This is a genomic window from Actinomadura decatromicini, assembly GCF_008121305.1.
Classification (GTDB): domain Bacteria; phylum Actinomycetota; class Actinomycetes; order Streptosporangiales; family Streptosporangiaceae; genus Spirillospora; species Spirillospora syzygii.
The window spans coordinates 1-15,424 of the sequence record NZ_VSRQ01000004.1 but is presented as its reverse complement, the minus strand read 5'-3'; the positions used below and the strand labels follow the sequence as shown (position 1 = coordinate 15,424).

General features: G+C 72.3%; 15 protein-coding genes and 2 tRNA genes. 8 read left to right on the top strand and 9 right to left on the bottom strand.

Going from position 1 to position 15,424, the window contains the following annotated elements:
* Positions 1-37: 37 nt before the first annotated feature.
* Both FXF68_RS18540 and FXF68_RS18535 read right to left on the bottom strand, forming a co-directional pair.
* The gene (locus FXF68_RS18540; RefSeq protein ID WP_067885554.1) at positions 38-367 is read right to left on the bottom strand and encodes a histone-like nucleoid-structuring protein Lsr2; all 330 of its coding nucleotides are present in this window, start codon (positions 365-367) and stop codon (positions 38-40) included.
* Positions 368-384: 17 nt separating this feature from the next.
* On the bottom strand, positions 385-741 hold the full coding sequence (locus FXF68_RS18535; RefSeq protein WP_067885556.1) for a histone-like nucleoid-structuring protein Lsr2: 357 nt from the start codon (positions 739-741) through the stop codon (positions 385-387).
* 244 nt (positions 742-985) lie between these two features.
* On the opposite strand from FXF68_RS18535, the gene FXF68_RS18530 reads away from it, so the two are divergent.
* Positions 986-3,088 (top strand): catalase, encoded by a 2,103-nt coding sequence (locus tag FXF68_RS18530; protein WP_148760934.1) that lies wholly within the window; start codon positions 986-988, stop codon positions 3,086-3,088.
* A gap of 58 nt (positions 3,089-3,146) precedes the next feature.
* Here FXF68_RS18530 and FXF68_RS18525 read toward each other — a convergent pair whose 3' ends face one another.
* A complete protein-coding gene (locus tag FXF68_RS18525; protein ID WP_148760932.1) occupies positions 3,147-4,334 on the bottom strand; it encodes a zinc-dependent alcohol dehydrogenase in 1,188 nt (395 codons plus the stop codon).
* Between the two features lie 188 nt (positions 4,335-4,522).
* Here FXF68_RS18525 and ctaD point away from each other — a divergent pair, with 188 nt between their 5' ends.
* Positions 4,523-6,196: an aa3-type cytochrome oxidase subunit I gene (gene ctaD, locus FXF68_RS18520; protein WP_148760930.1), complete on the top strand. Its 1,674-nt coding sequence runs from the start codon at positions 4,523-4,525 to the stop codon at positions 6,194-6,196.
* 7 nt (positions 6,197-6,203) lie between these two features.
* On the opposite strand, the gene qcrB is transcribed toward ctaD, so the two are convergent.
* Together qcrB and FXF68_RS18510 are read right to left on the bottom strand one after the other, a co-directional pair.
* Entirely contained in the window at positions 6,204-7,823 is a 1,620-nt protein-coding gene (gene qcrB, locus FXF68_RS18515; RefSeq protein WP_148760928.1) for a cytochrome bc1 complex cytochrome b subunit, read from the bottom strand.
* Positions 7,824-7,903: 80 nt separating this feature from the next.
* Positions 7,904-8,881, bottom strand: a complete 978-nt coding sequence (locus tag FXF68_RS18510) for a LysR family transcriptional regulator (protein ID WP_246178793.1) — start codon at positions 8,879-8,881, stop codon at positions 7,904-7,906.
* Here FXF68_RS18510 and FXF68_RS18505 point away from each other — a divergent pair.
* A complete protein-coding gene (locus FXF68_RS18505) occupies positions 8,880-10,298 on the top strand; it encodes an MFS transporter (protein WP_148760926.1) in 1,419 nt (472 codons plus the stop codon). The two genes, FXF68_RS18510 and FXF68_RS18505, sit on opposite strands and share 2 nt — an antisense overlap.
* Here FXF68_RS18505 and FXF68_RS18500 read toward each other — a convergent pair.
* From FXF68_RS18500 to FXF68_RS18490, 4 genes are all read right to left on the bottom strand, one after another.
* On the bottom strand, positions 10,259-11,395 hold the full coding sequence (locus FXF68_RS18500; RefSeq protein WP_187438008.1) for a PrsW family intramembrane metalloprotease: 1,137 nt from the start codon (positions 11,393-11,395) through the stop codon (positions 10,259-10,261). The genes FXF68_RS18505 and FXF68_RS18500 overlap by 40 nt on opposite strands.
* Before the next feature lie 17 nt (positions 11,396-11,412).
* Positions 11,413-11,976: a hypothetical protein gene (locus FXF68_RS42425; RefSeq protein WP_187438007.1), complete on the bottom strand. Its 564-nt coding sequence runs from the start codon at positions 11,974-11,976 to the stop codon at positions 11,413-11,415.
* A 107-nt stretch (positions 11,977-12,083) separates the two neighbouring features.
* Complete coding sequence (locus tag FXF68_RS18495; protein ID WP_148760922.1) at positions 12,084-12,905, bottom strand: pentapeptide repeat-containing protein; 822 nt, start codon at positions 12,903-12,905, stop codon at positions 12,084-12,086.
* Positions 12,906-13,025: 120 nt separating this feature from the next.
* Positions 13,026-13,736 carry a 2OG-Fe(II) oxygenase gene (locus FXF68_RS18490; RefSeq protein WP_148760920.1) on the bottom strand — a complete coding sequence of 237 codons (711 nt, stop codon included), beginning with the start codon at positions 13,734-13,736 and terminating at the stop codon, positions 13,026-13,028.
* Positions 13,737-13,797: 61 nt separating this feature from the next.
* Between FXF68_RS18490 and FXF68_RS18485 the strand changes: the two genes are divergently transcribed.
* The 5 genes from FXF68_RS18485 to FXF68_RS44650 form a co-directional block, all read left to right on the top strand.
* A complete protein-coding gene (locus FXF68_RS18485; protein ID WP_148760918.1) occupies positions 13,798-14,583 on the top strand; it encodes a putative protein N(5)-glutamine methyltransferase in 786 nt (261 codons plus the stop codon).
* Positions 14,584-14,635: 52 nt separating this feature from the next.
* A complete protein-coding gene (locus FXF68_RS42420) occupies positions 14,636-14,806 on the top strand; it encodes an LPFR motif small protein (RefSeq protein ID WP_187438006.1) in 171 nt (56 codons plus the stop codon).
* A gap of 149 nt (positions 14,807-14,955) precedes the next feature.
* Positions 14,956-15,028, top strand: a tRNA-Gly gene (locus FXF68_RS18480).
* A gap of 87 nt (positions 15,029-15,115) precedes the next feature.
* Positions 15,116-15,186: transfer RNA gene (locus FXF68_RS18475), tRNA-Gln, on the top strand.
* A gap of 100 nt (positions 15,187-15,286) precedes the next feature.
* Positions 15,287-15,424 (top strand): acyl-CoA dehydrogenase family protein (locus tag FXF68_RS44650; RefSeq protein WP_187438005.1); only part of this gene is annotated, 138 nt, incomplete at its 3' end.

Sequence of the window (15,424 nt, the reverse complement as noted above, 5' to 3'; positions counted from 1 at the left end):
GCCCTGCCGGAACTTCGCCCGGCGGCGCGCGCGACCGCTAGTGCGCGGCCTCGTACTGCTCGATCACATTGGCGGGGATACGGCCCCGCTCATTGACCTTGATGCCGCGGCTCTTCGCCCACTCTCGAATCTCGGCGGAGCGCTCGCGGCTGCCCGCGGTGCGGGTGGCGCGGCCACCGCGTCCGGCGGGCCTGCGCGCCTTGCGGGCGCCGGCGACGAACGGCTCCAGGCCGTTGCGCAGCTTGGCGGCGTTCTTCTTGCTCAGGTCGATCTCGTATGCGGTGCCATCGATGGAAAAGCTGACGGTCTCGTCGGCCTCTCCTCCGTCGATGTCATCCACGAGAAGGACTTCGACCTTCTGTGCCATGCGGGGACTCCCTCTAGCTATGCCTCCGGCTTCGCGTCCGGATGTGCCTCGATGAATGCAGCATAGACCTCATCCGATATCTTGCCACGTTCGGAGACTTCGATGTCACTTCGCAATGCCCAGGCCCGGACATCGCCGTTCGTGTAGCCCTTGATCTTCGCGGCGGGCGACTTGCGGCCCTTCCCCGCGGGCTTCACCTCGACGGCGTTCTCGATGAAGGGCGCGAGCGCGTCCAGCGTCCCGTTCAGGCGGCTGAAGTTGTCGTCGCTCAAGTCGATCGTGAACGTCCGGCCCAGGACTTGGAAGTCCCGCTTTGCGACATCGCCGCCTTCGGCGCCGTCGATGTCGTCCACCCTAATGACCTTCTCGGCCATGTGTACTCAGTCTTCCTTCCCCTGGCCTGCGCGGCAGCCCCGACCGTAGCGGATTCCGGCGGAAGGGGGCGGGAAGGGGCCGGTGGGCGGGGTCGTCCGGGGTGGACGCCGGGCGCGTCCGGCCGCCGGGCCGGCGGCGGACCGGCCCGCGGGCGGGGGAAATCAAAGTCCGGTCAAAGCCCGCATGTCCCCGATTTGGCGGGGTAGCCGCCCCAGTGTCCATTCACCACCGAGGGAGCTGACAATGGCCAACCCCGCCGGCCGCGAGGACCCCAAGCAGGAGCAGTTGCGGCGTCGGCGGGTGAGCCCGGAGGACGCGCGGCTCACCACCGACCAGGGAATCAGGGTCGACGACACCGACAACTCGCTGACCGTGGGCGAACGCGGCCCGACCCTGATCGAGGACTTCCATCTCCGCGAGAAGATCACCCATTTCGACCACGAGCGGATTCCGGAACGGGTCGTGCACGCGCGCGGCTCGGGGGCCTACGGCCATTTCCAGTTGCACGAGTCGCTCGCCGACTACACGACCGCCGAGTTCCTGCGCGACACGTCCTTGTCGACGCCGGTGTTCGTGCGGTTTTCAACCGTCGCGGGCTCGCGCGGGTCGGCGGACACGGTCCGCGACGTCCGCGGCTTCGCGACGAAGTTCTACACGCGGCAGGGGAACTTCGACCTCGTCGGCAACAACATGCCGGTGTTCTTCATCCAGGACGGCATCAAGTTCCCCGACTTCGTGCACGCGGTGAAGCCGGAGCCGCCGAACGAGATGCCGCAGGCGTCGTCCGCGCACGACACGCTGTGGGACTTCGTGCAGCTCCAGCCCGAGACGATGCACATGATGATGTGGCTGATGTCGGACCGCGCCCTGCCGCGCAGTTACACGATGATGGAGGGGTTCGGCGTCCACACGTTCCGGCTGGTGAACGCCGAGGGGCGTCCGACGTTCGTGAAGTTCCACTGGAAGCCGAAGCTCGGCACGCATTCGCTCGCCTGGGACGAGACGCAGAAGATCGCGGGCAAGGACCCCGACTTCAACCGCCGCGACCTGTGGGACCGGATCGCGGCGGGCGACTTCCCGGAGTACGAGTTCGGCGTCCAGCTCGTCCCGGTCGAGGACGAGCACCGGTTCGGGTTCGACCTGCTCGACCCGACCAAGATCATCCCGGAGGAGGAGGTGCCGGTGCGGCCGGTCGGCACGCTGACCCTGGACCGCAACCCGGACAACTTCTTCGCCGAGACCGAGCAGGTCGCGTTCTGCATCGGCAACGTCGTGCCCGGCATCGACTTCACCAACGACCCGCTGCTCCAGGCCCGGCTGTTCTCCTACCTGGACACGCAGCTGATCCGGCTCGGCGGGCCGAACTTCCCGCAGATCCCGGTGAACCGCCCGGTGGCCGACGTCCGCAACCACCACCGCGACGGCTACCACCAGATGGACATCCACCAGGGCCAGGCCAGCTACCACAAGAACTCGCTGTCGGGCGGGTGCCCGGTGGTCGGCGGCGAAGGCTCGTTCACCCACTACCAGGAGCGGGTGGACGGCGACGTCGTCCGCAAGCGGAGCGAGAGCTTCGCCGACCACTACTCGCAGGCGACGCTGTTCTGGAACAGCATGGCCGACTGGGAGCGGGAGCACATCGTCGGCGCGTTCCGGTTCGAGCTCGGCAAGTGCGAGCGCAAGCACGTCCGAGAGGGCGTCGTGGAGCAGCTCAACCACGTCGACCACGACCTCGCCGTCGCGGTCGCCGAGGGCGTCGGCGTCGAACCCCCGCAGGCGCCCGCGGGCGCCAACCACGGCCGCGGTTCGCCCGCGCTCAGCCAGGCGCACGCCCGCGCCGACTCGGTGCGCGGGCGCAAGATCGCGATCCTGGCCGCGGACGGGGTCGACTCGGCGGCCGTCGCGGCGGTCGGCGAGGCGCTGACCGACGCCGGGGCCGTGTGCGAGGTCCTCGCCGCGAAGGACGGGTTCCTCCAGGCCGCGAACGGCGGCCAGGTCGAGGTGACGCGGGCGATGCCGACCGTGGCGTCCGTCCTGTACGACGCGGTGCTCGTGCCGGGCGGCGACCAGAGCGTCCGGACGCTCTCCGCAGACGGCGACGCCGTGCACTTCGTCGCGGAGGCGTTCGTCCACTGCAAGGCGGTCGGTGCGCTCGACGCGGGCATCGGGCTGCTGGACCGCGCCGGGATCAACGGCGTGCAGGTCGCCTCGGACGGCGGCGGGACGGTCAGCGACAGCGGCGTCGTCACCGCGACGGGGCCGAGCGGCGACTTCGCGGCCAAGCTGATCGACGCGGTCAAGGAGCACCGGCACTGGACCCGCAAGAAGGACCACGTGCCCGCCTGAACGGTCGAACGGGAACGCATGAGAGCCCGGGCGCGTCGCGCCCGGGCTCTCGCGTGTGTCAGGTGCTCGGCTGGAGCAGGATCTTGATCGCGCCGTCCTGCTTCTTCTGGAACATCTCGTAGGCGCGCGGCGCGTCCGCGAGCGGCAGCCGGTGCGTCGCGAGGTCCATCACGCCGAGCGGGTCGGCGTCGTCGCTGACCAGCGGGAGCAGGTCGCCGATCCACTTCTTGACGTGCGCCTGGCCCATCCGGACAGCGATGCCCTTGTCGAACATGCGCAGCATCGGCAGCGGGTCGGTCATGCCGCCGTACACGCCGATGACGGAGATCGTCCCGCCCCGGCGGACGGTCTCGATCGCGGTGGTCAGCGCGGCGAGCCGGTCCACCCCGACACGCGACATCAGCGGCGCGGCGGAGTTGCCCGGCAGCAGCCCGGTGACGGTCTGCGCGAACTTCGCGCCGGGCGAGCCGTGCGCCTCCATCCCGACCGCGTCGATCACCGAGTCGGGGCCCCGGCCGCCGGTGGTCTGCCGGACCGCGTCCGGGACGTCGTCCGCGTCGTCGGCGTCGATCACCTCGATGCCGTGCCGCCGCGCCATCTCCAGCCGCTCCGGGACGAGGTCCACCCCGATCACCCGGTGCCCGAGCACCCGGGCGATGCGCGCCGCCATCTGGCCGATCGGGCCGAGGCCGAGGACGGCGAGCGTCCCGCGCTCGGGGAGGTCGGCCCAGTCGACGGCCTGCCACGCGGTGGGCAGCACGTCCGACAGGTAGACGAAGCGCTCGTCGGGCGGGCCGTCCGGCACCTTGATCGGGCCGAACTGCGCCTGCGGCACCCGCAGGTACTCGGCCTGCGCGCCCGGCACCTGCCCGTACAGCCGGGTGTAGCCGAACAGCGCCGCGCCCATGCCCTGCTCGCGGACCTGCGTCGTCTCGCACTGCGCGTAGAGCTGCATGTCGCACATGTGGCAGCGGCCGCACGAGATGTTGAACGGGATGACGACGCGGTCGCCGGGCTTGACGTGGGTGACCTCGGGCCCGGTCTCCTCGACGACCCCCATCGGCTCGTGGCCGAGGATGTCGCCCTCGCCCATGAACGGGCCGAGCACCTCGTACAGGTGCAGGTCCGACCCACAGATCCCGGACGAGGTGATCTTGATGATCGCGTCGTCCGGTTCCTTGATCGTCGGGTCGGGCACGTTCTCGACCCGGACGTCCCGCTTTCCGTGCCAGGTGACAGCCTTCATCGAGCCTCCTCCGACTCCGAACACGCAGAAAAACACGCGAACAGTAGGACCGAAACAGGCCCCTACCCGGCGGGGCGGCGCGAAACGTCAGCGCCCGCCCGCGCCGCCCGCGGCCCGCGCGGGCCCGCGTTTGAAACGGGTCTCCCCGGCAACCGGTCCGGTGGGCTCGGGAGCAGGGAGGGGACCCGATGACGGCCGTGCGGGACGAGACCGACACCAGCACCGCCGACGCGCTCGCGCGGCACCGCAAGGGCACCCGGATCGGGGACGTCCTCGCGACGACCGACCACAAGGTCGTCGGCTACCTCTACCTCGCCACGTCGTTCGCGATGTTCCTGATCGCCGGGCTGATGGCCATGCTGATGCGGGCGGAGCTGCTGGAGCCCGGCACGCAGCTGATGGGCGCCGAGCGGTACAACGAGCTGTTCACCGTCCACGGCACGATCATGATGCTGCTGTTCGCGACGCCGCTGTTCGCCGGGTTCGCGAACGTGATCGTCCCGCTCCAGATCGGCGCGCCGGACGTGGCGTTCCCGCGGCTCAACACCCTCAGCTACTACCTGTTCCTGTTCGGCGCGCTCCTCGTCCTCGCCGGGTTCCTGATGCCGGAGGGCGCCGCGTCGTTCGGCTGGTTCGCCTACTCGCCGCTCACCTCGGCGACGTTCTCGCCCGGCCACGGCAAGGACCTGTGGGTGATGGGGCTGATCCTGTCCGGGGTGAGCACGACGCTGACCGGCGTCAACATGATCGCGACGATCGTCGCGATGCGGGCGCCCGGCATGGTGATGTTCCGGCTGCCGATCTTCTGCTGGAACGTCCTGCTCACCGCACTGATGATCATCATCGCGTTCCCGGTGCTGGCGGCGGCGCTGTTCGCGCTGGAGGCGGACCGGAGGCTCGGCGCGCACATCTACGACGGCGCGACGGGCGGTGCCCTGCTCTGGCAGCACCTGTTCTGGTTCTTCGGCCATCCCGAGGTCTACATCGTCGCGGTGCCGTTCTTCGGGATCGTCACCGAGATCATCCCGGTGTTCGCGCGCAAGCCGCTGTTCGGCTACCTCGGCATGGTCGCCGCGACCATCGCGATCAGCGGGCTGTCGATGACGGTCTGGGCGCACCACATGTTCGCCACCGGGCAGGTGCTGCTGCCGTTCTTCTCGATCACCTCGTTCATGATCGCCGTTCCGACCGGGATCAAGTTCTTCAACTGGGTCGGGACGCTCTGGAAGGGCCAGCTGTCGTTCGAGACGCCGATGCTGTTCGCGCTCGGGTTCCTCACGACGTTCCTGTTCGGCGGGCTGACCGGGGTGATCCTCGCGTCCCCGGCGCTGGACTTCCACCTCACCGACTCGTTCTTCGTCGTCGGCCACCTGCACTACGTCCTGTTCGGGACGGTGGTGTTCGCCATGTTCGGCGGCTTCTACTTCTGGTGGCCGAAGATGACCGGGAAGATGCTGAACGAGACCTGGGGGAAGATCCACTTCTGGACGCTGTTCGTCGGCTTCCACACGACGTTCCTCGTCCAGCACTGGCTGGGGGCGGAGGGCATGCCGCGCCGGTACGCCGACTACCCCGACCAGTTCGCCACGCTGAACTTCGTTGCGTCGGTCGGGTCGTTCGTCCTGGGCGCGTCGACGTTCGCGTTCCTGTGGAACGTCCTGCTCACCTGGCGGCGCGGCGAGAGGGTCTCCGTGGACGACCCGTGGGGCGCGGGCGGCTCGCTGGAATGGGCGACGTCGTGCCCGCCGCCGCGGCACAACTTCACGTCGATGCCGCGGATCCGGTCGCTGCGCCCGGCGTTCGACCTGCACTACCCGCCGAAGCAGTCGCCGGAGCAGGCCGAACTCGCCCTCCCGGACTGACCCGCCCCTACTGGCTGTCCTCGCGGGAGTCGTGGCTCAGGTCGCCCTGGCCGCCGCCGTCCGCCTCGCTCTGGTAGTTGAGGTAAAAGCGGTTGACGCGCGTCCGGACCTGGGTGCGGGCGCGGTCGGGCGTGGGCAGCGGGATCAGGTGGTGCGGGTACGGGGCGACGAGCTCGCCGGGCCGCCGCGTCCGCAGCAGGGCCCCCTCGTCGGCGGACGGCCGCTCGTGCCGCTCGGTGAAGCCGCCGTCCGGGGTCAGCGACACGAGGCCGCTCTCCACGCCCTCCTCGCGCTTGTCCAGGTCGCGGCGTTGCAGGCTGAGGCAGACCCGTCGGGTCACGGTGAACGCCAGCAGCGGGGCGACGAAGAAGCCGGCGCGGAAGAACCACGTCGTCCAGAAGAGGCGGATGTGGAACACCTCGGAGATGACGTCGTTGCCGCCCGCCGCCCACAGGTTCCCGTACCAGGCGATGACGGCGGCGCCGATCGCCGTCCGGGTCGCGGCGTTGCGCGGACGGTCCAGCAGGTGGTGCAGGCGCTCGTCTCCCGTCGCCCAGCGCTCGAAGAACGGGTAGAGCGCGATGAGCGTCAGGAACACGGCCGGCAGGACGACGGCGGGCAGCAGCACGTTCCACGACACCGTGTGCCCGAACAGGGTCGTCGACGCGGAGGGCATGATGCGCAGCGACCCTTCGAGGAACCCGACGTACCAGTCGGGCTGCGAGCCGACGGACACCTGGTCCGGCACGTAGGGCCCGTACAGCCAGATGGGGTTGATCTGCGCGACCGTCGCCAGCAGCGCGAGCACCCCGAACGTGTAGAGGAAGTAGGCGGCGCTCTGCGCGGCGAAGCTCGGGAACGTCGGCTCGCCGGTGACCGCACGCTCGCGGCGTCCCCGCGCGGGCCAGATCGTGTGCGTCTGGTGCCAGAGGATCATCAGGTGCGCGGTGATGAGCGCGAGCAGCAGGGCCGGGACGAGCAGGATGTGCACCGTGAACAGGCGCGGGATGAACGTCTCGCTCGCCGGGAACTCGCCGCCGAAGACCCACAGGCTCGCGTACGTCCCGATCAGGGGGATCGACAGCACGATGCCCTGCATGATCCGCAGCCCGGTGCCGGACAGCAGGTCGTCGGGCAGGGAGTACCCCGCGAACCCCTCGGCCAGCGCCAGCCCGAACAGCGTGACGCCGATCAGCCAGTTGATCTCGCGGGGCTTGCGGAACGCGCCGGTGAAGAAGATCCGCATCAGGTGGATCGAGATCGCCGCGAGGAACAGGATCGCCGCCCAGTGGTGGATCTGCCGCATCAGCAGCCCGCCCCGCACGTCGAACGACAGGTGCACGGTGGACTCGTACGCCTCGCTCATCTCGATGCCCTTGAGCGGCGCGTACGAGCCGTCGTAGACGACGGTCATGCCGCCGGGCCGGAAGAACAGCGTCAGGTACACGCCGGTGATGAGCAGGACGATGAACGAGTACAGCGCGATCTCGCCGAGCAGGAACGACCAGTGCTTCGGGAACGCCTTCCGCAGGTTCCGGCGGAGGAACTCGGTGGAGCCGAGGCGGTCGTTGACGCCCCAGGCGAGGTCCTCCAGCCGCTCGGCCCGTGCCGCGCCCCTTCGTCCCATCGCGTCTCCCCTGGCCGAGCACTGATCGACGCTGGGCGGGTACCCGGGGCCGGTTGGGGCAAACGCGAGCCGTCCCGGGGTCAGGCGCTCGCGGCGTAGAGCATCTCGCGCAGGCCGGGGAGTGCCTCGCGGTCGGCGCGCCAGACGAGGCGGAGGCGCAGGGCGGGCGCGTCCAGCGCGAGCCTCGCCAGCGTCCCGGCGGCGATCCGGTCGCGGACGGCGAACTCCGGCACGAGCGCCACGCCGAGCCCCTGTTCCGCCCACGCCGCCATGACCGTCACGCTCCCGGCCCTGACCCGTTCGACGGCGCCGCCGAACAGCCGTTCCCCGGCCAGCCAGAACGAGCACGCCGGGACGTTGACCAGCAGCTTCTCGTCGCCCAGGTCGGCGGGCCCCAAGCGCGCGGAGGCGGCCAGCCGGTGGCCGGGCGCGGCGACGAGCGCGAGCGGGACGTCCTCCAGGTCGACGTGGTCCAGCGGGGCGGGCGGGGCCGGGAAGCCGAGCCCGCCGACGGCGTCGCCGGTGTCGAGGAGGAGCGCCGCGTCCAGGTCCCCGGCGGCGACGGCGGCGAGGAGCTGGTCGCGGGCCGCGTCGGACCGGACGTCCACCCGCAGGCCGGGCCGCCGCTCGGCGAGCCGCGCCAGCACGCCGGGGACGTGCGTCGCCGCGATGGTCTCCAGCGCGCCGAGCCGCAGCGCCGGACGCTCCCCGGTCACCTCGCGGCGGGCCTGCTCGGCCTGCTGGAGCAGGCGTCCGGCCCAGGCGTGCATCCGCTCGCCCGCCGCGGTGAGCCGCATGCCCTTCGGGCCGCGCTCGAACAGCGCCACGCCGAGCGACCGCTCCAGCGCGCGGACCTGCTCCGACACCGACGATGGCGCGAGGTCGAGCGCGTCGGCGGCGGCCGTCACGGTCCGGTGGGCGATGACGGCCTCGAACGTCCGGAGCTGGCGCAGGTCCATGCCCGTGCCAACCCGGGCCGGGCGTTCGGCTATTCCGAACGCGGCATGCGGCGTCGCCGGTGGAGCGGGACGGCGCCGCTTCCGAGACTGGGCGGTCATGAGCGCTGTCCTCTCGCCCACGCCCGTGGGCCCGCCGTCCGCCGCGAGCCGCCGCAGCGCGCTGCTCGGCGTCTCGCTCGGCTACTTCATGGTCCTGCTCGACACGACGGTCCTGTCGGTCGCGGAACCCGACCTCGCCCGCTCCCTGCACGGGACGATCACCGGCCTGCAATGGGCCGTCACCGGATACACCGTCGTGTTCGGCGCCCTCCTCCTCTCGGCGGGCGCGGTCGCCGACCGGTACGGCGCACACCGCGTGTTCCGCGCGGGCGTCGCCGCGTTCGGAACCGGGTCGCTGCTCAGCGCCGCCGCGCCGGACCTGTGGACGCTCGTCGCGCTCCGCGCCGCGCTCGGCGTCGCGGCCGCCGCCTGCGTGCCCGCGTCCATGGCGATGATCGCGCGGCTGTACCCGGACCCGGCGGAGCGGGCGCGGGCCGTCGCCGCGTGGGCGGCGACCAGCGGCGCGGCGCTCGCGGCCGGGCCCGTCGCGGGCGGCGCGCTGGTCGGGCTCGCCGGATGGCGCGCGATCTTCCTGATCAACGTGCCGCTCGCGGCGGCCGTGCTCGTCCTCGTCGGCGGACGGGCCGTCCGGTGCCCGCGCGGGCGGCGGACCGTCGATCCCGTGGCGCAGCTCCTCGCGTGCGCCGTGGCCGGGCTGCTGACGGACGCGCTGATCGCCCTCGGCTCCGGGGCGGCCGGCCACGCGCTGTGCTCGGCGGCGGGCGCGGCGCTGGCGGGCGCGGCGTTCGCGGCGCGGGAACGGCGGAGCGCGGCGCCGGTGCTCGTCCCGGACGTCCTGCGGGCGCGCGGCATGCGCGCGGCGCTGGCGGCGGGCGCGGCGGTCAACTTCGCCATGACGGGAATCCTGTTCGTCCTGCCGCTGGTGTTCCGGCGGGAGTTCGGCCTGAGCGCGCTCCAGACGGGCCTCGCGTTCCTGCCGATGACGCTGCCGTTCGCGTTCAACCCGCTGCTCACCGGCCGGATCGTCGCGAGGACGGGCGCCCGGCCGCCGGTGCTCGGCGGGCTCGCGCTGCTGACCCTCGGCGGCGTGCTGTTCGGCGTCGCGCTGCTGGACGGCGCGGGCTACCCGGCGCTCATCCCCGCTCTGCTGTGCACGGGTTTCGGGGTGTCGTTCGCGCTGCCCGCGCTCGCCACGACGGTGGTCGCCGCCGCGCCGGACGGGACGGCGGGCGCGGCCGGAGGGCTGCTCAACGCCGTCCGGCAGTTCGGCGCGTCGGCGGGGGTCGCCGCGATGGGCGCGTTCGCGTCCGGCGGGTCGGCGGTCGCGCCGTTCCTCGCCGCCGCCGTGTGCGGCGCCGTGCTCCTGGTCCAGGCGCGCTCCCGGTTCAGGCGCTCCCGGTTCAGGCGCTTCCCGGTTCAGGCGACGCGCGGCGGGGACGGGCAGGAGTTGAGGTGACGGCGGAGGTCGCGGACGTCGTCGCGCAGCAGGTCGGCCGTCCGCGGGTCGTGCTCCAGGCCGCCGAGGCCGTCCTCGATCAGCTCCAGCTCGGTGGCGCGGAGCCGGGCGAGGAGGCGGCGCGGCTCGCCGGCCGGGACGTCCCACCGCTCCTTCCGCCGCCACTTGCGGTGCGCGAGCACGTGGCCCTCACCCGGGACGAACACGCCGCGGACCGTCTCGGCGTACGCGGTCCGCCGGAAGTGCGTCAGGTAGCGCCGCCGCGCCAGCCGGTACGTGACGACGGCGGCGAGCAGGATCGGCAGGCCCTTCAGGACCAGCATCCCGAGGCCCACCAGGATGGGCGCGTCCCACCAGGCGTGCAGCGCCATCGCCAGCACGAACGCCCCGGCGGCGAGGACGGCGGTCGTCCGGGTCGCGCGGCCGAGCAGGCAGCCGAGCCCGGCCCCGGCGACCGCCGTCATCGCCCAGTGGCTCCACCAGGCGCCGCCGATCACCCGGCCGCCGAACGAGAAGAACGCGGCGTGCAGGTCCTGCGTCGCCCCGGTCAGCACGATCGTGTTCAGGACGTAGAGGAAGTTCTCCGCGATCTGGAAGCCGAGCCCGGTGAGCGCGCCGTAGCCCCAGCCGTCCAGCGGGCCGCGGATCGAGGTCGGCGCCATCAGCGCCAGCGTCAGCACGCCGAGCAGCTTGAGGGTCTCCTCGTTCACCGGGGCCGCGATCGCCGCGCCCCATTCCGAGTTGAAGCCGGGCCCCGCCGTCTTCGACAGGACCGCTTGGAACGCCGCGTTCGCGGGCAGCGCCAGCCCGAACGCGGCGAACGCGCCCCACGCCACGGCGACCAGCGAGTACCCGATCGGACGGGTCCGGACGGGATGCAGCCGCCGCAGGGCCCATACCCCGATCATCAGCGTCGGCGTGAGCAGCGCGGCCCCCGCGACGGCGCCCGCCGGGAACGCGCGGACGGCGGCGTCCAGTCCGGTGATCGCGATCCACCCGCCGATCAGGCAGACCGCCGCCCACAGCCAGAACGCCGGGCGCCGCGTCAGCGGCACGCCGCCGCGCGCCGGACGCGTGGTCTGGGACTCGTCGTCCACGGCCTCGTGGGTCACGGCTAGGGCGCCGTGACCGTGACGGTCCGCGCCATCGCCTCGACCTCGGCGGCCGCCTCGCGGAACGCGGGCGGCGGACCGGCCGCCGTGACCGTCGCGCCGAGCGTGTCGGTGGCGAAGACGGCGGCGACTCCGGCGCGGTCGCGTCCGATGATGCGCCCGGTCAGTCCGGTCATGCCGTGCGCCGTGATGACGGGCACGGGCGCGGTCGCGAGCCGCGCGCGGCCCCCGGCGGCGACGATGCGGCCGAGACCGTCCCACAGCTTCCGCGCGTCCAGCGAGGACAGCGGGACGACCACGCTGAGGTTGAACACGACGTCGTCGCTGAGCAGCTTGGCGTTGCTGGTCAGCGACGTGTCCGCCTCGCTGAGCACCCATCCGGCGCGAAGCACGGTCACCGTCACCGGACGGACGCCGTTCTGCGCCGTGCCGATGGACACGACCGTGCCGGGCGCGAGGCGCCGTCCGCCGCTGCCGAGCGCGCGGTCCAGCAAGGGCGGCACGGAGCAGAGGACCAGCAGCGCGAGCGCCACCGTCCCCGTGCCCCACCATCTCACCTGCGTCACGCAGCCCCCCGATGACGTGCGCCCCGGAAATTCCCCTGGTCGTCGGGGCTAAACCGGCATGTCGGTCAAGGGGTGGTCCGGTCGGTCCGGTCAGCGGGCCGGTCGGGTCAGCGGGCGGGACGGCCCGGCCAGTGGGCGGGGCGGCCGAGCGCCGCCGGGAGCCGCGTGCCGGCGTCGCCCCGGGCGGCGTCGAGCTGGGGCCGGGTGAGGAAGATCGCTCCGGTGAGGTCGGCGCCGCGCAGGTCGGCGTCCCGCAGGTCCGCCCCGATCAGGTCGGCGCCCCGCAGGTCCGCGCCGCGCAGGTCGGCGGCGATCAGATAGGCGCCGCGCAGGTCGGTCCCGCGCAGGTCGGCGCCCTTCAGCTTCGCGCCGATGAGGTCCGCGCCCCGCCGGTCCTTTCCGCGTCGCGGGACGTCGGCGCGGGCCAGTTCGCTGACGCGCAGGAGGAGGACGTTGACCTCGCCCCGCACCTCCCGGACGTCCAGCGCGGCGAGTTCCGCCGGTGCGCCCTCGGTGAGGCGGACGACGCGGTCCAACGCCTCGCGCAGGTCGTCGCGGACGGGTTCGGCGGCGGGCATCGCGACGGCCTCGTCCAGGTATCGCAGCAGTTCGTGGAGCTGCCGCATCACCGGGAACACCGCGGACATCTCGCGGGCGAGGCCCGGATCGCTCCGCCAGTCGCGTCCGCCGAACGTCTCCCGCGACACCTTCTGCCCGGCCCCGAAGCAGTCGAAGACCGTGCAGCCCGCGAACCCGCGCTCGCGCAGTTCGGCGTGGACGCCGCAGCGGAAGTCGGCGCGGAGGTTCCGGCACGGTTCGCCCGCCTTCTTGTCCACGGCGAAATCGGCCGACCGGGCGAAGGGCAGTGCGACGCAGCACAGCCCGAAGCAGTTCGCGCAGTCGGCCTTGAGGTCGAGCGTCGGAGACAACCGGCAACCCCTCGTCTTGGGCGACCCTCCATTGTCGCCGCGCCTCGGGGATGCCGCGAACTGGACGCCGCGAACCGGACGCCGCGAACCGGACGCCGCGAACCGGGCGCGCGCGGGCCGTCAGGCCGCGTCGTGGAAGACCAGGCCGAGCGTCCGCCTGCGGCCCGACCGGACGACGCTCACCCCGTGCCGCATCGGCCCCGCCGACCAGCCGCGCTTCGTCCGGACGGGACGCTCCCGCGTCGTGAACACCAGCCCGTGCCCGCGGGGGAGGAGCGTCGCCGTCCCCCGGGACTGGGCGCGGGCCCGCTGCTCGACCATCAGGAACTCGCCGCCGGTGTAGTCGACGCCGGGCTCGTCCAGGCCGATCACGACCTGCATGGGGAACACCAGGTCGCCGTACAGGTCGCGGTGCAGCGCGTTCCAGCCCTCCGGGCCGTAGCGCAGCAGGATCGGGGTCGGCTTCGTCTGCCCGGCCGCGTGGCATTCGTCGAGCCATTCGGCGAGCGTGTCCGGCCAGGGCGCGGGACGTCCGAGCCGCGCCGCCCACTCCCGCGCGATCGGCAGCAGGCGCGGATACAGCGCCGCGCGCAGCTCGCCGACCGGCTCCGGGAACGGCTCGGCGAAGTACCGGTACTGGCCGGAGCCGAACCGGTACCGCTCCATGTCGATGGTCGAGCGGAACCGTTCCACCTCGTCGTAGAGGTCGGCGATGTCCGCGCATTCCTCCTTGGTGAGGAGCGGGGGCGTCAGGGCGCTGCCGTAGGCGTCCATCTCCGTGGCGAGCGCCGCCCAGTCGGCCTCCGCGACTCTGTCCGCGTAAATGCTCATGTCCGCGAAACACCGCGGGCGGGCGGAGCGTTGCGCCGCTCGGCTATCGTTTTGGCCGATCATGACTATGCCGCTCACCGAATCCGCCGTCGCCGCCAGGCTCCGCGCCGCCGGATGCGTCTTCGCCGAGGACGAGGCCCGCCTGATCCTGGAGACGGCCGCGACCCCCGCCGACGTGCCGGGGATGGTGGAGCGGCGCGCCGAAGGGCTGCCGCTCGAACACGTCCTCGGCTGGGCCGAGTTCTGCGGGCTCCGCGTCGCCGTCGATCCCGGCGTGTTCGTCCCGAGGCGGCGCACCGAGTTCCTCGTCCGGCGGGCCGCCTCGCTGGACCTGCCTGTCCGTCCCGTCGTCGTCGACCTGTGCTGCGGCTCGGGCGCGTTGGGCGCCGCCCTCGCCTCCCAATTGGACGAGTACGAGCTGCACGCCGCCGACGTGGAACCGGCGGCGGTGCGCTGCGTGCGCCGCAACCTCGCGCCGCTCGGCGGGCACGTCCACGAGGGCGACCTGTTCGAGCCGCTCCCGGGCGCGCTGCGCGGCCGGGTCGACGTGCTGCTCGCGAACGTGCCCTACGTCCCGGCGGGGGAGATCGCGCTGATGCCGGTCGAGGCGCGGGTGCACGAGCCGCGCGTCGCGCTCGACGGCGGCGCGGACGGCCTCGCCGTGCTGCGCCGCGTCACCGCCGGGGCGCCGGAATGGCTCGCGCCGGGCGGGCGGCTGCTGTTCGAGACGAGCGAGCGCCAGGTTCCGAACGCGGTCGCGGCCGTGGAGCGCGGCGGCCTCCGCGCCGATGTCGCGGTCTCCGACGAATTCCACGCCACGGTCATCGTCGGCGCAAAAAACGTGTAAATCTCTGGAACGGGGTATGGGCGAGTCAGGACGACTCGAAGGAGTGAATCCCATGCGCCGCATCAGTGCAGCGCTCAGCGCCGTCGCCGGAACCGTCGCGGGTGTTCTCAGCGCCGTCGTGGGCGCGGTCATCGCCGTTGTCACACTGCCGTTCCGCGTCCTTCAGCGTTTGCTGATCCCTGGGCGCGGACGCTTCGCGCGAACCCGCCGCAGGGCCATCTGACGTCCGCCGCCGCCGCATCGGGGCCGCCCTGGGAACGGCCCCGGTGCGGCACCGCGGCGTAATTCGATTGCGCGCCTCCGCACCTGTCGCGCACCATATGGGTAACGCAAACCGAATGGCATGAATTCGCGTTATCGGTGTTGCGTTGCGCCGCACAGGTCGAAGTGGTTGAGACTCCTGGCCTCCAACCAGGCGGACCGGGTTCGATTCCCGGGTGCGGCTCTGGACTGGACCGGCGGGAGTAACGACCCCCGGCCGGTCCGCCGTGCCCGAGCGGGCGGACGCCACCGCCCGTCGGCGGGCACCCGGTGCTGGATCATCCAACGGCAGGATGCGTGGCTCTGGACCACGTCATGCAGGTTCGAACCCTGCTCCAGCAGCGTGTCCGCAGGCCGCGCCGACCGGCGCGGCCTTGACGCGTCGTGCCGCCCTCCTTTATTTTGGCGTTCAAATATTGGTCGTCAAACTAAATGGGGAACGATGAGCGACTATCCCGCGTACGCGCCGTCGGAGGAGCATGAGCTGCTGCGGGGGACGGTGCGTGAGCTGGCCGATGCCAAGATCGCTCCTTTCGCGGCGGTGGTGGATGAGGAGTCGCGGTTTCCGGTCGAGGCGCTG